General features: G+C 41.9%; 22 protein-coding genes. 17 read left to right on the plus strand and 5 right to left on the minus strand.

Going from position 1 to position 17,136, the window contains the following annotated elements; all coding sequences use genetic code 11:
* Positions 1-15 precede the first annotated feature (15 nt).
* The 3 genes from IH598_06730 (at position 16) to IH598_06740 (ending at position 5,156) form a co-directional block, all read left to right on the plus strand.
* A complete protein-coding gene (locus tag IH598_06730) occupies positions 16-2,679 on the plus strand; it encodes an SUMF1/EgtB/PvdO family nonheme iron enzyme (GenBank protein ID MBE0638194.1) in 2,664 nt (887 codons plus the stop codon).
* A 232-nt stretch (positions 2,680-2,911) separates the two neighbouring features.
* Positions 2,912-4,135: a formylglycine-generating enzyme family protein gene (locus IH598_06735; GenBank protein ID MBE0638195.1), complete on the plus strand. Its 1,224-nt coding sequence runs from the start codon at positions 2,912-2,914 to the stop codon at positions 4,133-4,135.
* A 19-nt stretch (positions 4,136-4,154) separates the two neighbouring features.
* On the plus strand, positions 4,155-5,156 hold the full coding sequence (locus IH598_06740) for a DUF2971 domain-containing protein (protein MBE0638196.1): 1,002 nt from the start codon (positions 4,155-4,157) through the stop codon (positions 5,154-5,156).
* Positions 5,157-5,295: 139 nt separating this feature from the next.
* On the opposite strand, the gene IH598_06745 is transcribed toward IH598_06740, so the two are convergent.
* A complete protein-coding gene (locus IH598_06745) occupies positions 5,296-5,415 on the minus strand; it encodes a DUF86 domain-containing protein (GenBank protein ID MBE0638197.1) in 120 nt (39 codons plus the stop codon).
* Between the two features lie 20 nt (positions 5,416-5,435).
* Positions 5,436-5,744 carry a nucleotidyltransferase domain-containing protein gene (locus tag IH598_06750; protein ID MBE0638198.1) on the minus strand — a complete coding sequence of 103 codons (309 nt, stop codon included), beginning with the start codon at positions 5,742-5,744 and terminating at the stop codon, positions 5,436-5,438.
* 102 nt (positions 5,745-5,846) lie between these two features.
* Between IH598_06750 and IH598_06755 the strand changes: the two genes are divergently transcribed.
* From IH598_06755 to IH598_06765, 3 genes are all read left to right on the plus strand, one after another.
* The gene (locus tag IH598_06755) at positions 5,847-5,996 is read left to right on the plus strand and encodes a type II toxin-antitoxin system HicA family toxin (protein ID MBE0638199.1); all 150 of its coding nucleotides are present in this window, start codon (positions 5,847-5,849) and stop codon (positions 5,994-5,996) included.
* 47 nt (positions 5,997-6,043) lie between these two features.
* Positions 6,044-6,259 (plus strand): type II toxin-antitoxin system HicB family antitoxin, encoded by a 216-nt coding sequence (locus IH598_06760; GenBank protein MBE0638200.1) that lies wholly within the window; start codon positions 6,044-6,046, stop codon positions 6,257-6,259.
* Between the two features lie 113 nt (positions 6,260-6,372).
* Positions 6,373-6,606 (plus strand): DUF433 domain-containing protein, encoded by a 234-nt coding sequence (locus IH598_06765; protein MBE0638201.1) that lies wholly within the window; start codon positions 6,373-6,375, stop codon positions 6,604-6,606.
* Here IH598_06765 and IH598_06770 read toward each other — a convergent pair.
* Together IH598_06770 and IH598_06775 are read right to left on the minus strand one after the other, a co-directional pair.
* Positions 6,583-6,810 carry a hypothetical protein gene (locus IH598_06770; protein MBE0638202.1) on the minus strand — a complete coding sequence of 76 codons (228 nt, stop codon included), beginning with the start codon at positions 6,808-6,810 and terminating at the stop codon, positions 6,583-6,585. The genes IH598_06765 and IH598_06770 overlap by 24 nt on opposite strands.
* A 24-nt stretch (positions 6,811-6,834) precedes the next feature.
* On the minus strand, positions 6,835-7,047 hold the full coding sequence (locus IH598_06775) for a hypothetical protein (GenBank protein MBE0638203.1): 213 nt from the start codon (positions 7,045-7,047) through the stop codon (positions 6,835-6,837).
* A 131-nt stretch (positions 7,048-7,178) separates the two neighbouring features.
* Between IH598_06775 and IH598_06780 the strand changes: the two genes are divergently transcribed.
* The 8 genes from IH598_06780 (at position 7,179) to IH598_06815 (ending at position 13,673) form a co-directional block, all read left to right on the plus strand.
* Positions 7,179-7,424 (plus strand): DUF433 domain-containing protein, encoded by a 246-nt coding sequence (locus tag IH598_06780; protein MBE0638204.1) that lies wholly within the window; start codon positions 7,179-7,181, stop codon positions 7,422-7,424.
* Positions 7,425-7,512: 88 nt separating this feature from the next.
* Positions 7,513-7,764, plus strand: coding sequence for a hypothetical protein (locus IH598_06785; GenBank protein MBE0638205.1), 252 nt, complete (start codon positions 7,513-7,515; stop codon positions 7,762-7,764).
* Positions 7,722-8,072, plus strand: a complete 351-nt coding sequence (locus tag IH598_06790) for a type II toxin-antitoxin system RelE/ParE family toxin (protein MBE0638206.1) — start codon at positions 7,722-7,724, stop codon at positions 8,070-8,072. Before IH598_06785 ends, IH598_06790 begins: the two co-directional genes overlap by 43 nt.
* Positions 8,073-8,184: 112 nt before the next feature.
* Positions 8,185-10,005 (plus strand): LPP20 family lipoprotein, encoded by a 1,821-nt coding sequence (locus tag IH598_06795; protein ID MBE0638207.1) that lies wholly within the window; start codon positions 8,185-8,187, stop codon positions 10,003-10,005.
* A gap of 872 nt (positions 10,006-10,877) precedes the next feature.
* Entirely contained in the window at positions 10,878-11,126 is a 249-nt protein-coding gene (locus tag IH598_06800) for an FUSC family protein (protein MBE0638208.1), read from the plus strand.
* Between the two features lie 162 nt (positions 11,127-11,288).
* Complete coding sequence (locus IH598_06805; protein ID MBE0638209.1) at positions 11,289-12,395, plus strand: hypothetical protein; 1,107 nt, start codon at positions 11,289-11,291, stop codon at positions 12,393-12,395.
* Between the two features lie 202 nt (positions 12,396-12,597).
* Positions 12,598-13,281, plus strand: a complete 684-nt coding sequence (locus tag IH598_06810; protein ID MBE0638210.1) for an isochorismatase family protein — start codon at positions 12,598-12,600, stop codon at positions 13,279-13,281.
* 68 nt (positions 13,282-13,349) lie between these two features.
* On the plus strand, positions 13,350-13,673 hold the full coding sequence (locus IH598_06815) for a nucleotidyltransferase domain-containing protein (GenBank protein ID MBE0638211.1): 324 nt from the start codon (positions 13,350-13,352) through the stop codon (positions 13,671-13,673).
* Between the two features lie 66 nt (positions 13,674-13,739).
* Here IH598_06815 and IH598_06820 read toward each other — a convergent pair whose 3' ends face one another.
* Positions 13,740-14,720 carry a T9SS type A sorting domain-containing protein gene (locus IH598_06820; GenBank protein MBE0638212.1) on the minus strand — a complete coding sequence of 327 codons (981 nt, stop codon included), beginning with the start codon at positions 14,718-14,720 and terminating at the stop codon, positions 13,740-13,742.
* Between the two features lie 351 nt (positions 14,721-15,071).
* On the opposite strand from IH598_06820, the gene IH598_06825 reads away from it, so the two are divergent.
* The 3 genes from IH598_06825 to IH598_06835 all read left to right on the plus strand — a co-directional run.
* The gene (locus tag IH598_06825) at positions 15,072-15,890 is read left to right on the plus strand and encodes a hypothetical protein (protein ID MBE0638213.1); all 819 of its coding nucleotides are present in this window, start codon (positions 15,072-15,074) and stop codon (positions 15,888-15,890) included.
* A 196-nt stretch (positions 15,891-16,086) separates the two neighbouring features.
* A complete protein-coding gene (locus tag IH598_06830; GenBank protein MBE0638214.1) occupies positions 16,087-16,569 on the plus strand; it encodes a hypothetical protein in 483 nt (160 codons plus the stop codon).
* 400 nt (positions 16,570-16,969) lie between these two features.
* On the plus strand, positions 16,970-17,136 hold a 167-nt coding region (locus IH598_06835), incomplete at its 3' end, for a nucleotidyltransferase domain-containing protein (protein MBE0638215.1).

Consider the following 17,136-nt stretch of genomic DNA (forward strand, 5'->3'; position numbering starts at 1 on the left):
TTTCAATTTATCGGGATGCGTAGTTTTTACCTCTTTTTCTTTTCACTGCTTTTTGTACTCCAGGGTTTTGCCCAGGAGCTGCGACAGTTGCGGATGACCGGAACGGCCAAAAAGCTCGACAACGAAATGATTGCCCGCCGCGACATCAACGGCGAGTATGCCGCTGCCATTCAGGTCATCACCAACCTGGATGGGCTGAGTTACGATTCGTGGGATGGCGTGGTGGGTGAGGTGGAACGCAAGCCCGGGCAGGATATGGTTTTTGTGACCCACCGCGAGCGGGTGCTCGAAGTTTATGCGCTTGGCTACCAAAAATTGCAGATTATTCTTACGGAAAAGGGCATTCACCTGAAGCCGCGCGAGGTCTGGCAGATCACCATTTCCGGCGATGCGCCGCCTGCTGCCACGCTCCCCGTAACCATCCGCATTACCCCGGCCGACGCCGTACTGACCATTGACGACCAACCGGCCACCGGAACCACACACTCCTTAACTCCGGGTTCTCACGCGCTGAAAATTGAAAAAGAGGGCTTCAAAACCGAGGAGAAAACCATCAACGTAACCGAGCAGCAGGTGTTTTTTGAGTTTGCCCTCACCCGCCAGCCCGATGCCGGACTGCAGATCGAAACCACACCCGGCGGCGCTTCCGTTTACCTTGAAGACGTTCTGCTGGGAGTAAGCCCTTTTTCTGTTTGGTACAAGCCCGGCACTTACCCCATCCGCATTGTGAAAGATGGCTACGTAACCATCGAAAACCAAACCCTTGAAGTAGCCCTCCCCCAGACCCGCAAAAGCTACACGCTGGAAGAAAACGTGGGTTACCTCACCATCAACACCCACAACGGCGCGTCTGTTTATTTCAACGACCAATTGATTGCCAACCCCAAAAATGTAAAACTCCCGCCTCAACTGGTGAAGGTAAAAGTAACCCAACCCAAGGCCGAGCCACTGGAGCAGCAGGTTGTCCTAAAACGTAACGACCGCCTCACCTTTGATCTATTCCCCATCGTGCAAACCGGAACCATCCAAATTGCCGTTACCCCCTTCGATGCTCAGATTGAACTCACGGGCGACGCCGGCGAAAAATACACCGCCACCGGGATGAAGGTGTTTGAGGATATTCCGGTGGGCACTTACACCCTGAAAGTTAACGCCCCCGGCCACGAAACCGCACAGGAAACCATTACCCTGCACAAGGATTCCCGCGAAACCCGCAGCATAAAGCTCCCCGATGCCAGGTCTGCAACACCGGCAGCCACCACCGCCGATTACGGCATCGAAATGGTTTTTGTTAAAGGCGGAACTTTTACAATGGGCTGCACCAGCGAGCAGGGCAGTGATTGCAAAGAGGATGAAAAGCCAGCCCATCAGGTTACTCTAGGCGATTTTTATATTGGCAAGTATGAGGTGACACAGAAGCAGTGGCGGGAAATTATGGGCAGCAATCCAAGTCATTTTAAGAACTGCGATAATTGTCCTGTTGAGAATGTAAGTTGGAACGATATTCAGGAATTTATTAAAAAGTTGAACCAGAAAAGCGGAAAGAAATACCGTTTGCCTACCGAAGCTGAATGGGAGTTTGCAGCCCGTAGCGTGGCTTCGACAGGCTCGGCTTCGGCAAGCTCAGCCAGCGCAACTAAATACGCAGGCAGCAACAATATTGATGAGGTGGCATGGTATAGAAGCAACAGCGGCAGCAAGACAAGGCCGGTAGGCGGGAAAAAAGCAAATGAACAGGGCATTTACGATATGAGCGGCAATGTTTGGGAGTGGTGCAGCGATTGGTACGGGTCAGAATATTACAAAATCAGCCCGCAAAACAATCCGCAGGGGCCGGTTTCAGGCTCCATCCGCTTGTTGCGCGGCGGCAGTTGGAACAACTCCCCGCAGTACTGCCGGGTTGCCATTCGCTATATCATCACTCCCGACTACAGCTTCTACGACGGCGGTTTCCGCTTGGCCCTTTCCCATGAAGCCGAAAAGGAAAATATTAATGCGGGAGAGGATACCCACGAAACCCGCAATGTAAAGATTAACGGGGCCAGGGCTGCAACACCGGCAAATGCAACCAGGGAATTCAGATGTGGCGACAAGTTTGTAGATACACGTGATGGCAATGAATATCAAACCGTTCAAATTGGTAACCAATGCTGGATGAAGGAAAACCTGAAATGGCTCCCCAGTGTAAGTCCATCAGCAAATGAATCGAACACTTCAAATCATTACTATGTGTATGGCTATCAGGGTTCCAATGTAAGTGCAGCAAAAGCTAAAGCAAATTACCAGACTTTTGGTGTTTTGTATAACTGGGTGGCGGCGTTGAATGCCTGCCCTGATGGGTGGCATTTGCCATCGGATAATGAATGGACAGTTTTAACTGATTATCTGGGCGGCAGCAGAGTGGCAGGCGGCAAAATGAAAACCACCGGCACCACCCATTGGAGCAGCCCCAACACCGGCGCCACAAATACAAGCGGATTTACGGCTTTGCCCGGCGGCCACCGCAATACCGATGGGTCGTTCTACATTCTGGGCGACTTCGGCTACTGGTGGTCATCTTCCGAGAACGCTGCTTCCAGTGCCTGGAACCGGTACCTGAACTACAGTTACGCCGATGTGCTCCGGCACGGCCTCAATAAGTCGTACGGGTTCTCGGTGCGTTGCCTCAAGGACAATTGATTTATTTGACTACCTGCCAGCCGGCAGGCTGGTTTGACTATTTTATAGTTCAAATCCGCCGAAAGCGGTAAATATTTTTGAAAATCATGCAAATTAAACTTTTTACTATTCCTATTATTGATAGCGGTACTTTTCAGGAGGAGATGAACCCCTTCCTACGGGCTAAGAAGAATCCGGCAATTTTCATAGAGTAAACAAAAAAACAATAATCCAACAACCAACACATAAACTTATGACAAGTGCAGAAGCACTGAAAATTTTCGGGAATGTGGATACCACAAACCACGATGCCATTGAAAAGCGCTACAAAGAATTGATACAGGAAAACGACCAGTGGATTAACGAGTATGCGCAGGACGACAATCAAAGAGCCATTTACCGCGCAGGGCGGCAGTCCATTACTGAGGCTTACAACCTGCTTAGCAACAAGTACAGAACAATGGTTACCGATGGCAAAGTTGGTAACCCGGATAGTACTGCCGGTAAGCCGCTCGAAGTAAAAAAAGAACCACCCCCACCGACCCAACCACCTGCCGCAAATATGCTCAAGAAACCGGTGCCGTGGTTAATAATTTTAGCTGTTTTGGCTATTGTGGCCTATATGTTTTTCTTGATTGGGGAAAACAAGCAGTTGAAAAAATTCATTGATTTGCAACAAAAAGTAGAGCAACCAAACATCAAGACTGATGATTCAAAACGCAAAGCGACTGAGCAACCTCAGCGCCTGGATACCTTTGCCAACTACACCGAAACCGCTGCCGGACTTAACCTCGAGATGGTGGCCGTTCAAGGCGGCACTTTTGCCATGGGCTGCACCAGCGAGCAAGGCAGCGATTGCGAGGATGACGAAATGCCCACTCACTGGGTAATGGTAAGCGATTTTTATATCGGGAAGTTTGAAGTAACCCAAAAGCAATGGCGAGCAGTAATGGGAAGCGATCCGCTGGAATTGCTCTTTAAAGGCTGCGATGATTGTCCGGTAGAAAACGTAAGCTGGAATGATATTCAGGAATTTATCAAAAAGTTGAACCAAAAAACCAGAAAGAAATACCGTTTACCAGCAGAAGCCGAATGGGAGTTTGCAGCGAGAGGCGGAACGCAAAGCAAGGGATTTAAATACGCCGGAAGCAACAATATTGGTGAAGTGGCGTGGTATGATAAAAATAGTGGTAGCAAAACAAACCCAGTCGGAAGAAAGAAAGCAAACGAGTTGGGCATTTGCGACATGAGTGGAAACGTATGGGAGTGGTGCAGCGACTGGCATGGGTCGGACTATTACAAAAGCAGTCCACAAAACAATCCGCAGGGAACATCTTCAGGTACACAGCGCGTGATGCGCGGCGGTAGTTGGTTCAACTCCACACCAGAATGCCGGGTAGCCTATCGCGGCGGTGGTACTCCCGACTACCGATACGACGGTGACGGATTCCGATTGGCTTATTCTACAGAAAAGTAACTTTAATAAAAAGCATATTATGACTCAGGATCAAGAACAAGATAAAGATTTGCAAACGCTATATGAAATTGCAAAGAAACACTTGGGGCATAAGTTATTTGATAGCCTTGGCTTTACTACCGAATTTGGGATTACTATTTCAGAACTTAATAGTCGGTTACAGTTTACGCCATATTTCAAGAAAACCCCATGTAAGTTGCTGCACTGGACATCGTTATCTGTGCTTTTTTCAATCATAAATGAAAAATCTTTAAGGCTATACAATCTTGATAGTTCGGAAGATGAAGATGAGTTGAAATATGCCGGTAAGCTTTTAGGAGTGAATGATAACCATATGACCAATGCGAAAAAAAACTTCTTTTCCATGTCTTTTTGCGAGGAGAGTGAGTTACAAAATGAATACATGTGGAAAAATTATGGTGGTAAATACCAAAAAGTCGTCATTGAATTTGAGGTTGTTAATAACTCCGCTTCATGGAATAACTTCATGATTTCTCCGATCTTTTATCATCCACCAAAACAGTTAATCAGCTTTCTAAAAGAAGTTGATGAAAGAATTACAAAATTCAATAATTCGTTTTACATGGATATGAGCCGCGTCATTGGTTTTCATAAAAAGGAGTCTTTCAATCATGAGAATGAATTGAGAATAGCAACTTATTTTCCAATCAAGGATTTGGCTATAGATGGTATTCACATTTATCCCGAACCCCGAATGAAAACAAAAAAAACAGATAAAAATAAAGTTGTAAACTATATCAAGTTTCCGTTAATGGTTGATTATTCAAACCTAAAACACAATTCATACTACTCATTTGCTGGCAAGTACTATAAAAATGAAAAAGAGTTTTTTGAGGATAAACCGAAGATCAAAATTTCAAATGTCTATTTTGGTGAAAACTGTGGTTTATCGTCCCTTGAAATGAAACGGTTTATTAGACAAATAGAAAGGACTGTTTTGAACGCTCATGGTTACAGGATAGATTTATCGAAGGATAAGATCAAAAAGCCTAACAGATAAAAAATTCACGATAACTACCCCTGACAGGGTTCGGAACCCTGTCAGGGGTGGGATTCCAACAACCCCATCAAAAATTTGCGGGATGATTCAATCTGAGTGGTTACAGGTTTTTTTACCGATAGGATCGCTTTGAGCGATGCTATCGGTTTTCAAGTAAATCGCTGATTTCAGTTTTTAAAACCGGCAAATGCTTAATGATGGCGCCCCAAACGATTTCATTATCAACCTTATCGTAGCCATGAATTACACGGTTGCGCATTCCAATATTTTTTTACCCGTTCATCCATACAACTTCGTTTTGGTTCTTTCCAGCGATTTGATGAAATAAGGGTTGGACAAAGATTTGTCGGTGATCAGATCAATTGGGCGGTTTAAGGCTTGCTCAAGTTTTTCGGCCAGCTCAAAATAGTTATCGGAATAATCCTCAAAACCCAGTGGTTTAAAAGCTACCAGGAGATCAATATCGCTGGTGGAGGTGAATTGATCGGTGCATACTGAGCCAAAAGCAAAGAGCTCCTTCACGTGGTGAGCATCGCAAAGTTGGTGTATAACCGGAATATTTTTAACCATGATTTCCTGCATCTTCATTAATTTTAATACGTGATGGCAAAATTATACCAGATTTTCAAATTAGAAAACCAATCAGCTCAGCTATTCATAATAACGGAAAATCTTACTTTTGCAAAACTTATGAAAGTAGCTGATTTGATAAAACTTATTGAAAATGATGGTTGGTACCTGGCAAGGCGAAAAGGTAGCCATCGCCAATTTAAACATGAACAAAAGTCTGGATTGGTCACTATTTCTGGTCATAAATTGTCAGATGAAGTTGCTAAATGAACAATAAACAGTGTTTTGAAACAAGCTGGACTAAAAAACGAATAACCATGAGAAAATATCTGATCATCATCGAAAAAACCGACACAGGCTACAGCGCCTATGTGCCTGATCTGCCCGGATGCATTGCCACTGGGAGCACAAAAAAGCAAACAGAACAATACATCTACGAAGCCATCCAATTCCATCTTGAGGGAATGAAAGAATCCAATATCCCTATTCCTTTAAACCAAACAGAAGCGGGGAATGTGTTTGTGCCGGTTTAAACAGAATCAAAACGCAGTACCTCTGCCAGTGATTCTGCACTAAGCGCCCGATAGAGAAAGCCTTTCAGGTTCATCAAAATGAGTCACTTTTGCATAAACTTAATTTGATCGTCATGGAAGCATTATTGAAAAGAATCACTTTAAATCCTGATATTTGCCATAGCAAACCCACCATCAGGAACATGCGTTATCCTGTAGAGATGATCCTCGATCTGCTCTCCTCAGGAATAACCACACAGGAGATCATCAATGACTATCCTGCCATCGAATCCGACGACATTAAAGCCTGTCTGGCTTATGCATCCAGATTAACCCGGGTCAAATCAATCCACAAAGTTGTCGCATGAAGTTTCGGAATCTCTTTTTCTGATTTCATCAGCAATATCCTGGACGGTCTTACAACTGAAAAGCTCATCCTTTTGTTTGGTATAGTCCCCTTTTCCGGTATTGAACTGATTGAGGAATCGCATTGTATTGGCCAGTCCAAGCTGTTTTGTCAGGATGCTGAAAGCTTCCCTGTTTATTTCGTATAGTGTGGTTAAATGGCGCATTAATGAGTCATTGTTGAAAAATAGTTACTGAAGATACCACGCATTTTCATCCGGATTGGTGGTTGCAATTCCGGCAAATTCTCTTACTGCAGCAAGTACTGATTCTTTTGATTCTTTAGCTTGGGGTTTATCTTTTATGATAATTTGAATAACGATTTCGCGATCTTTTAGTTCTTCGGGCAATTCGAACGACAACCAACCGTCTTTAAAATCCGGTAAAATTGAATTTTTCTGCATAGTTTGAGTTTTTGCAAAGTTAATGCTTTTAGCCACTATCAGCCCTGACAGATATTTGAAACCTGTCAATGCTTTGAAAACAATTGATTGAACAAATTCGTTAATTTTGCATCAAAAATAAACTGGAAATCATGCAAAATGAACAACTGCTCGAACGAATAGTCATTGATCCGGAAATACTTACCGGTAAACCGGTGATTAAAGGCACACGGCTTTCGGTCCAATACATTATCGGTTTGATGGCTTCGGGCGCCGATTTCAGCGAAATTATTTCGGAATACCCAAAATTGATGGAGGAGGATATTTTGGCATGTTTGCTATTTGCCTCAAAAACATTAGGCAGCAATACAAAGTTGTCGCATGAAGTTTCGGATTGATGCTCAGTTAACTCAATCGAAACAATAATTGCTACATTTGCGTTTTTAAATCATAGAATTTTAGTGGTGAGAAAATCAAATTACTGATATGCAAACATTAACTATCGAAATTACCGGCAATGAGGCATTGGCAACGTTGAAGGCTTTGGAGGAGAAAAGTTTGATTCGTATTTTATCTAATCCCCGCCTGGAATTGTTTGCTTTGCCCGGAGAACCCGTTAGTGATAAAGATTTTAAACAATGGGTTGAATATGCCGAACAAACCGAAACAGTTTCATTAAATGAAGCCATTCAGCGATGGGAAAGTCAAAAGAGCAAAATCCAGCGTCTTATACGTTGAGGATTTCTGAGAATGCTTTATGCAACCTTGATGAGATCACCGGATACATTGCTTTTGTTCGGCATCAGCCACAAAACGCCATCCACGTTGGTGAAATGTTTTTCGACACAATCAGACGAATCCAAAAAAATCCACTTGCATTTCGTGAGTGTGATGAAATTCCTACCAGTTCAAAAATTTATCGTAAAGCTGTTTGCTTAAGCTGGCTTATCATTTACAAAATTAAATCTGATGTCATTACAGTTTTGGGTGTTATTCACGGAAGTAGGAGACCTTCAAAAATATCCAGGTTGAGGCGGAGAAAATGACCAATGAGACCTGACAGGTTTCAAAAACCTGTCAGGTCTGCAATCTCCATCGGGAACAAAATTCATTTCCAATATTTCTTCTATTTTTGACCTTCAAAAAATCCTATTGCAGATGAAACACTGGCTACCCCTGATTCTTTTCGCTTTTATTACAACTTTTACCCTGGCTCAGCAGCCCACCCGCGAAGCCATCGAGCGGTCGGGGAATTTTTACTTTGGCACTGGGGTTTCCAACGATGAGAACCGTGCCCGCGATGAGGCGCTGTCGGCCATCAGTTCGATGATTGCGGTGACCGTGGCCGGGAGTTTTGAATCCTCCGCAAGAGAATCGAATTTGAACTATTCTGAAACGGCTACCTCCATCATCAAAACTTACTCTACCGCCACCCTTAGCAATGTGGAGTCGTTGCGGAGCGTGCTGCCCGACGGAAAGGTAGAGATTTTCAGTTACATTGCCAAAGAGAAGGTGAAGGCGCTGTATGACCAGCGTAAGCAGTTGGTGCTTTCGCTGTTTGAAGAGGGAAGGCGAAGCGAATCTGCCGGCAATCTTGCCTTTGCATTGAAGCAATGGTACTTTGGCATTGTATTGCTGAAATCCATTCCCGAAGAAAAAATCGTAGCCGGAAACGCCAACCTGACGGTGGAATTACCGCTGGCCATCAACAAGGTGTTGAGCAACATCAGCCTTGAGGTCATATCAGACCGGCAGCCCGCGCCGGAAATCAGGGAGATCAACCTGAAGGCAACCTATCAGGGACGGCCTGTCTCGCTGTTGCACTTCCGTTTTTGGGATGGTCGCGACAACAACGGAACCGGGCAGGTGCGCGATGGATTTTCGACGATCCGTTTAGCCGGTTCAAGTACAACCTTTGACCGAATTACGATTTATCCCCAGTACGAATATTACACCGCCCGCACCGAAAACAAAACCGTGGAGGAGCTTTGGGATCTGGTAAAACGTTCGGAGTTCGCCAATGCCATGACCATTCAGTTAAAGGCAGAGCCCGGGGTAAAAGCAGTTTCGGAACCGATTAAGTCCATACAGCCCAACCTTGTACTGGATTTTGATGAGGAAATTGCTGTGGCCGATGTGATGGTGAAAAATGCCAACCAGTTGGTGCAATTGATGAATGCTGGCGACCTGCAGGAAGTAAAAAAGTTTGCCGGAGATGATGAGTTCCTTGCCACCAAGCTGCATGATTATTTGCAGCACAACCAGCCCAGGGCAGCAGAAACCGGCCATGCGGCAGTGAACAAAACAAGGACAGGTTATGAAGTCCGGAAAATCAGGGTGCTGCACACATACCCCTCCATCAACAGGCAGGCAACGGAATACCTGGTACTCGATTTTGACAGCACAGGCAAACCGGTTGACCTGAACCTGTGCATTACCGATGACCTTTATGAAAAGTTTGTGGCGCAGTCGGAATATGGCAACGACTGGGAGCACCGGCAGGAGATCATCAAGTTTGTGGAAAAGTACCGCACGGCTTTCCACACCCGCGACCTCAAAACCATTGACCTGATGTTTGCCGAAGAGGCGCTGATCCTCATCGGGCGGCGGATCGAAACCCGGCCAATCAAACCCAATGAGGTGGTGTACAAAGGCTTTGCAGGCCAGCCCGGCTTCGAGCAGATTCAGCTTTCCAAGCAGCAATACCTTGTCCGCCAAAAGCAGATTTTCGACTACCAGCAGGATATTTTTATCGATTTCAGCAGTTTTGATATCGCCGCCAAAAGCAATGCCGACAATGTTTACGGCGTGCAGATGCGCCAGAGCTATGCCTCCACCACCTACGCCGACGAAGGGTACCTCTTCCTGCTGATCGACTTCCACGAAAAAGACCCCCTCATCTACATCCGCGCCTGGCAGCCCAACGAATGGGACAGCAGCGCACTGGTCAACTCGGCCAATTTCAGGGTGTTTAAGTGAGAAAGATTTTTGTAAAAAGTGTCTGAATAGTTCAAATTAAATTTACTTTTGCCTGAGGAGAAATGTGGCGGAGGATGTTAAACCAGCAGTTCATTTATTGTAAAAAAACTCTGAGTGATGAGCGTTAAACATACAGCGATTTTATGGCAAAAAGATGAAGTATTCATACTATGGCAGAAGACAGGGAATAGTAATAGTATCAATTTTGATTGGTTACAAGCGAGTTATGTGGCATTAAAGAAACACAACGCGAGGTAATTAGAATAGAACTAAAGGAATTATAAAATAGATTTTTTAATAACATAAAAGGAGGTAATATGACAAATGTATTAATTGTGCTAGGGGTAATTTCTATTATTGTCTTTATCTGGACAACAATAATGATTTATTCATTTCTAAGAGCAAGAAATGAGAAAATAGAAAGTTTTCTGTTTATCAACTTATTTATTTTTCGCTACATAAGCGATTATAGGACATTAACAAAAAAAGAAACCGGCAAAGTAGGCTATTTGTTTTATTTGTATATATTTTCAATTAACATAGCTCTAATTTGTTTTGTTGCTTTGATGCTATACAAATATTTTTAAAACACTGATGTAATGTGAAATACAGAGGACATCGAATAGAAGTCAAAAATGTCAATATTCAGGAAAAATTGACTTTTTGTAAATAGTGGAAAAGGTGAAATCAAAACGCCACATAACAAGCGGTATATTTTATTGCCGAGACAGTGAAGATTTCAGCGTTTCTGCATCTAATAAACTTTCGTGTAAACTGACAGGACAGTCCTTCGAAATCGGCAACAAAATCATACCGCCAGCCGTTGGCTGCAATTAAAAAAGCTCATTAAAAAAAAAGAAAAATAAGACCATATGAACCAAAAAGAACTATCTCAATTAACTGACAAAGAGCTGCTGGAAGTAGTAAAAAACAACAAACCATCTCCCATAATTGATGCATTTTTTATTGGGTTTTTAGTTGGAATAATAATTTATAGTGTTGCTGCAAACACGTGGGGGTTAGTTACGCTTATTCCCTTGGTTCTAATTTATGCTTTCCTGAAGAAACCAAAGCAATATGAACATTTAAAGAAAGAATTGAAAAACCGAAACCTTCAATAATTCAATGATATAATGATTGAGATTAAACGAATCCCGAAGCATGAATGATATGACATTTGAATTATTAGCAGTTATACCAATTAGACTTTCAAGAACCTTGACCAGATATTAACAAAATAACAGCAGCCAACAGGAATTGGCAGCAATAATAAAACCAACAAGATGACAAGCATTGAAAGGAAGAAAGTATGCATCACAAGAAATTTAATGGTAATTATTTTGACATTTCAACTCTCCTCCTGCACAGGGCAAGTGAAGGAAAAATCTGTTCAGGATAAAATCGAAAGTGAAGTAAACATCCAGTCACTCATTTTAAATCAAACTACAACGTTTCCGCAAATTCACACCAATTTGAATGGAATGGTAACGGAGTTTGTAAGGACAATGTACCAGGACAAGAAAGGGAACTATTGGTTTGGAACAAATGTAAACGGAATTATACGTTTTGACGGGCAAACACTTGAGAAAATTAATGTTGAGCAAATGCAGAAAGGGGTTTCGGTCAGAGAAATTGTTGAGGATCAAGTTGGCAATGTTTGGTTTGGAACTTCTTCGGGACTCGTGAAATATGATGGCGAAAAGTTTACCACTTTCTCCACAGAAGCTGGTTTACAAGATGAGGATATTTGGGGTTTAGCGATGGACTCAAAAGGACTGATTTGGGTGGGTTCGATTGGAGGTGTTAGTCATTTTGACGGAAAAAAGTTTACACCCTTTTTGTTGCCAGATGTAAAGGTCGAAAATCCACAGCACATGCTATCCGAAAAATTGGTTAAAGAATTTATGGAAGACAAAAATGGAACGATGTGGCTTGTTACCGACGGGAATGGAATTTTCAGGTACAAGAATGGCGGGTTCATTCATTTGACAACTAAAAATGGACTTACCGACAATAATGCCTGGGATATACTGGAAGATAGACAAGGAAATATTTGGATCGGGACTTTTAATGGCGGTGTGAGTAAATATGATGGTAAAACATTCACTAACTTCACTATGGATGGAATTATTGAAGGGTTAGAAACCTATAATTTTTGTGAAGAGAGGCAGGGAAATATTTGGTTTTCAGCAGAAGGTTATGGCGTGTACCGATACGATGGGGCAAAGTTCACCCGCTTCACAACCGAAAACGGATTAGCCGCAAACGTGGTTCAAAGTATTTTTGAGGATAACAAAGGTCAACTTTGGTTTGGCACCTGGCAGGGAATAAGTATTTTTGACGGACAGAAATTTATGAATGCTAATGAGAAAGAACCTTGGACAAACTGAAAATAACAGTTGTTAACAGCATTTTTGCAATAGACGGGATTTCGTGCTCCTCATGCAGTTTAGTGGTAGCCGAAAGTTTTGTGCTCCGCATCAGCATTGGTGGTAAAAATCCCGCCCGTCGAAAATCTGCAAATCCTTGGCGAGCAGCATAGAAAAAGGACGCGAAGTAAGAATTTCATGTTTAATCGTATAAATATTGACTATGAAAAAAGGTACTGTAAAGAAAATCATCTTTGGAATTATTGGAACAATGATTCTTTTTATACTGTTAGTTGTTGTGAATTTTGTGTTTTTGGTTAAAAATGCGTCAATTGTATCGAAAGGTCAGCCAATACAAAACTATGGTACAAAAAACTGTGCCCTTTTAGTTGTTGACATCCAGGAAGTCATAACAGGGGATCTCTCTATCTATCCGAGCCTTCAGGAAAATTCGGAATTTCTAATTCAGAAGATTAACCAGGCGATTGATAGTTTTGAAGTGCACAACAATCCAGTGGTTTATATTCGCAGTGAGATCAATAATCCTTTTATAAATCTGATTAATCGTTCATATGCAAAAGGAAGCCCTGGAGTTCAATATGATAAACGTTTGAAAATTGTTTCAAATATTGAAGTAGTCAAGACAGGCAAGGACTCCTTCAGAAAAACCAATTTGGATGAAATCCTTACCAAGAACAAAGTAAATGAATTATACATTGTTGGATTGGATGCTGCAGAATGCGTTAACGCTACGGTAGAGGCATCCCTGAATAGAAAGTATAAAGTAAATATCATTAAAGAAGCTGTTCTATCCAAATCCAGGATTAAGACCGATAGCATGATGGTTTGTTTTCAGGACAAAGGAGTTAGAATTATAAATTTGGACAGTTTAAATTTGATAAAATGATTTAAGTCGCTGTTAACGCTCAGCAATGCACCCGAATTCCAAAATAATAGTAATTTAGCGGCAAAAATATGATAACAGAAAGCAAAATATCGGAAATAGTTAGGAAGATTGCTTCCGGATACGATCCTGAAAAAATCATTTTGTTTGGCTCGTATGCCAGCGGAACAGCTTCGGATGATAGCGATATTGACATTTTTGTTGTGAAGGACACCGAATTACCTCGCCCCCAGAGGACAATTCAATTGAGAAGAATGCTTCTTGGCGCCCAAATTCCAATGGACTTAATCGTTTACACACCCAACGAAGTAGAGAATGAGAAGGATGAGAAGTACAGTTTTGTTTATGAAGTTCTAAACTCAGGAAAAACAGTCTATGAACGGAAAAACAATTGAAACAGCCATACAATGGTTTTACACGACCTGAAACCATTCAGGTGCTGAATAAAATACGTTATTCTATCACCTCACCATCACCTTCTCGTTCGCTGAAAACTCCCGCCCCTGCATTTTGAGATAATACAATCCGGCGGGAAGGTTATCAATATTCATTTCAATTGAAGTTGATCCTGCCGGAAGCGTTCCTGAAAATACGTTTTGCAAAACCCTCCCTGCCAGATCGTAAAGAACGATTTCAACCGGCTGTGATGATTGCAAGCTGATGTGGATTGTTGCAAAGTCGGGCGCTGGATTTGGCCGGATGGTCATTTTACTTGCTGAATTTTCTTCAGTGATGCCCGGCATGTAGTCTCTTTTCAGTATTTCGCCGCTCTGCCCTACGGCATATCCGGTGCTTCCCACCATAACCACGTCGTTCATCTTACCGTTGGCGCCCATTACCTCTGCATAGTCCCATGAATAGCCCCCATCGTTGGTTTCGGCTATCAGCGGAATGTTATTGTTACCGCCGGCCACCACCCCTTTGTCCTGGTTGAGGAATGAAACCGCGTAGATAGGATGGTCAAATGCGATGGCATCCCAGAATTGGGTTCCCCAGTTGATGTCTTTGGTTAAAAAGCCCTGACCATCCCATAAGGCGCCAACAAAAAAGCCATTATCGCTATCGAAAAAGTAGCAATCCCTTGCATTTCCTTCGTTGCCGGTACCGCTGAAAGTGGGGTAAAACGACTGCCCGGTAAACGATTGTCCGCCATCCATTGTATAACCGATCAGTGGCTGGAAAATGGAATTGCTGCCTGCCACGGCGCCAAAATCGGCATTGGCCATACATGCGCAATAGTAACTACTCATGTACCCCCCTTCGATATAAGTCCAGTTCAACCCGAAATTGTTGGTCCAGATGATCGTGTTTCCAGAACCGCCCGCAATGCCATGCCCGCCAAAAGCAACGCCGACAACGTTTACGGCGTGCAGATGCGCCAGAGCTATGCCTCCACCACCTACGCCGACGAAGGGTACCTCTTCCTGCTGATTGACTTCCACGAACAAGACCTCCTCATCTACATCCGCGCCTGGCAGCCCAACGAATGGGACAGCAGCGCATTGGTAAACTCGGCCAATTTCAGGGTGTTTAAGTGAGAAAGAATTTTGTAAAAAGTGTATGAACAGTTCAAATTAAATTTACTTTTGCCTGAAGAGAAATGTGGCGTTGGATGTAAAATCAGCAGTTCATTTACTGTTAAACTAAAAAACCTTTTAATGATGAGCGTTAAACATAAAGCGATTTTTTCGCAAAAAGGCGGAGCATTCATACTATTGCAGAAGACAGGGAATAGCAATAGTATGAGTTTTGATTGGTTATAGACGAGTTGTGAGTAATGCTAAAAGATGACGATGACAGATACAGAATTATTTAAATACGCATATGATTTTTTATTGTCGTTCGGCATTGTGACGAAAGATGAATTAGAATTGCATTTACGAGCAGAATATGAAAAACCTAAGGACTTAAAAATAATTTATAGAAAGCTGTGTGAATCTGCACAAAACAAACAAATGAGTTCGAAAGTTATCGGAAACTCAATTGGTGGAACTGATAACCTTAGAAAGGTTTTGTTTGACTTTAATCCTTATGAAGTTGCTCAAGAATACAAAACAACTGAAGCTGGTAGATTACTTTTAGAAATAAAAAAGAGACTAAAACCAAACGGACAAGTAAGAACAACAACAAGAAGTTTATGGCCTCAATTTTGTCAATCAGTGATTGATTCTGCACATTTTCTAAAATCATTTGAAACAGCAGCTAAGTTTTATGAGTGGGCAGACTTTTTTGCCAATGACACTAAAGCAAAACCTGCACTTCCGTTAATGATAAGCATAGAAGTATCTGGAATTGGTTTCCCTTTAGCTTGCGACTTCTTGAAAGAACTTGGTTTTATCGAATATGGTAAACCCGATGTTCATCTTAAGTACATTTTTAAAGCGTTAAGCATAATTGACCATAACGAAAAATCTGTAATTAAGCAAGACTATTCAACGCTAAAAGCGATTGATAGGATTGCAAAAGAAAATAATGAAACACCTTATGCCGTTGACAAAGTATTTTGGTTAATTGGCAGTGGAAATTTTTACTTGATAAATAAAAGTATTGGGAGACAAAAACAAAAATTTATTGATGACATAAAAAAGCATTACCCACAACACGTGGTTTAAAAAATTGCCGGGATAGTAGGTTATTTTGGGGTTGTAGTCCGCTTCAACTTTTGTCTACCTTGATAGGGAATAGCCCGCAATTGGCAACTTTTCATAACGCAAATCCGTTGGACGATAGATAGTTTAAACGGAACTAAGTAACCTATAGATAACTGACATTTTTAAGACGAAACGGCAAAGCTGAAAACAGAATTTGGTGAGCAAAACATTAATAAAAACTAAGATCATGAAATGTGGTAAAAAATTTACTTTAAAACACCCAAAATCCAAACTAAGATGTTGGTGTAAGGGATTAGTTTGGAGTCTATTTCTATCTTTCGGAATTATCAATTTTGGTTGTGATAAAAATGATTCTGATGAGTATTATGTTAAATACGAGGTAGATAGCTCAACAATTTATTTTGGTGGTCGAATAAGTGTAGAAATAAGTACGGAAAAAAGTAATAATATGACCTTTACCATTGATACAGGTCCACCATGGGAAACAGTAATAGGCCCTGTTCAAAAGGGCTTTCTTGCTAAACTAGGTGTAAATAAAGTGGGTTCCCCAGATAGCCAATTACGATTATATGCTAAAATATCTGTAAGCAAAAATGGTAGTCCCTTTGCTTTAAAATTGAATGATGGTAGTGAGACACCAAGAAATTCTCTTCAAATTAGTTATGAAATAGATTTTTGACAAGAGAAAGATTATTATTGCACCTAAACACTTCGTGCAATAGCTTTTTTTAGTGGTTGATAATGATAGGCAAATAGAAAAAAACATCAGGTAATATGGTGTTTATATCATTTGGGTTGACGATAGATTTGGAAATATTTTCACTTTTTGGTAGTTTTATAACGGTGGATAAAGAAGTATTTCCGAACTCCTGAACGTAATAAGCAAGCAACCGTTAATCAATCAATGAACAGCAAACCCTTATCTATGGAATCACAAATCCTGAAACCCCACAAGGCGATGAACTTTATCCTGGCTGGATAGGTGAGTGTTATTAAAGTCCCGACGACTGAAAGACGTGAGCGTAAGCACTCAGCAATGTACCCGAATTCACAAATAATAGTAATTTAGCGGCAAAAATATGATAGCAGAAAGCAAAACATCGGAAAAAGTTAGGAAGATTGCTTCCGGATACGATCCTGAAAAAATCATTTTGTTTGGCTCGTATGCCAGCGGAACAGCTTCGGATGATAGCGATATTGACATTTTTGTTGTGAAGGACACCGAATTACCTCGCCCCCGGAGGAC

The sequence above is a fragment of the Bacteroidales bacterium genome, from assembly GCA_014860585.1.
Taxonomy (GTDB): domain Bacteria; phylum Bacteroidota; class Bacteroidia; order Bacteroidales; family 4484-276; genus RZYY01.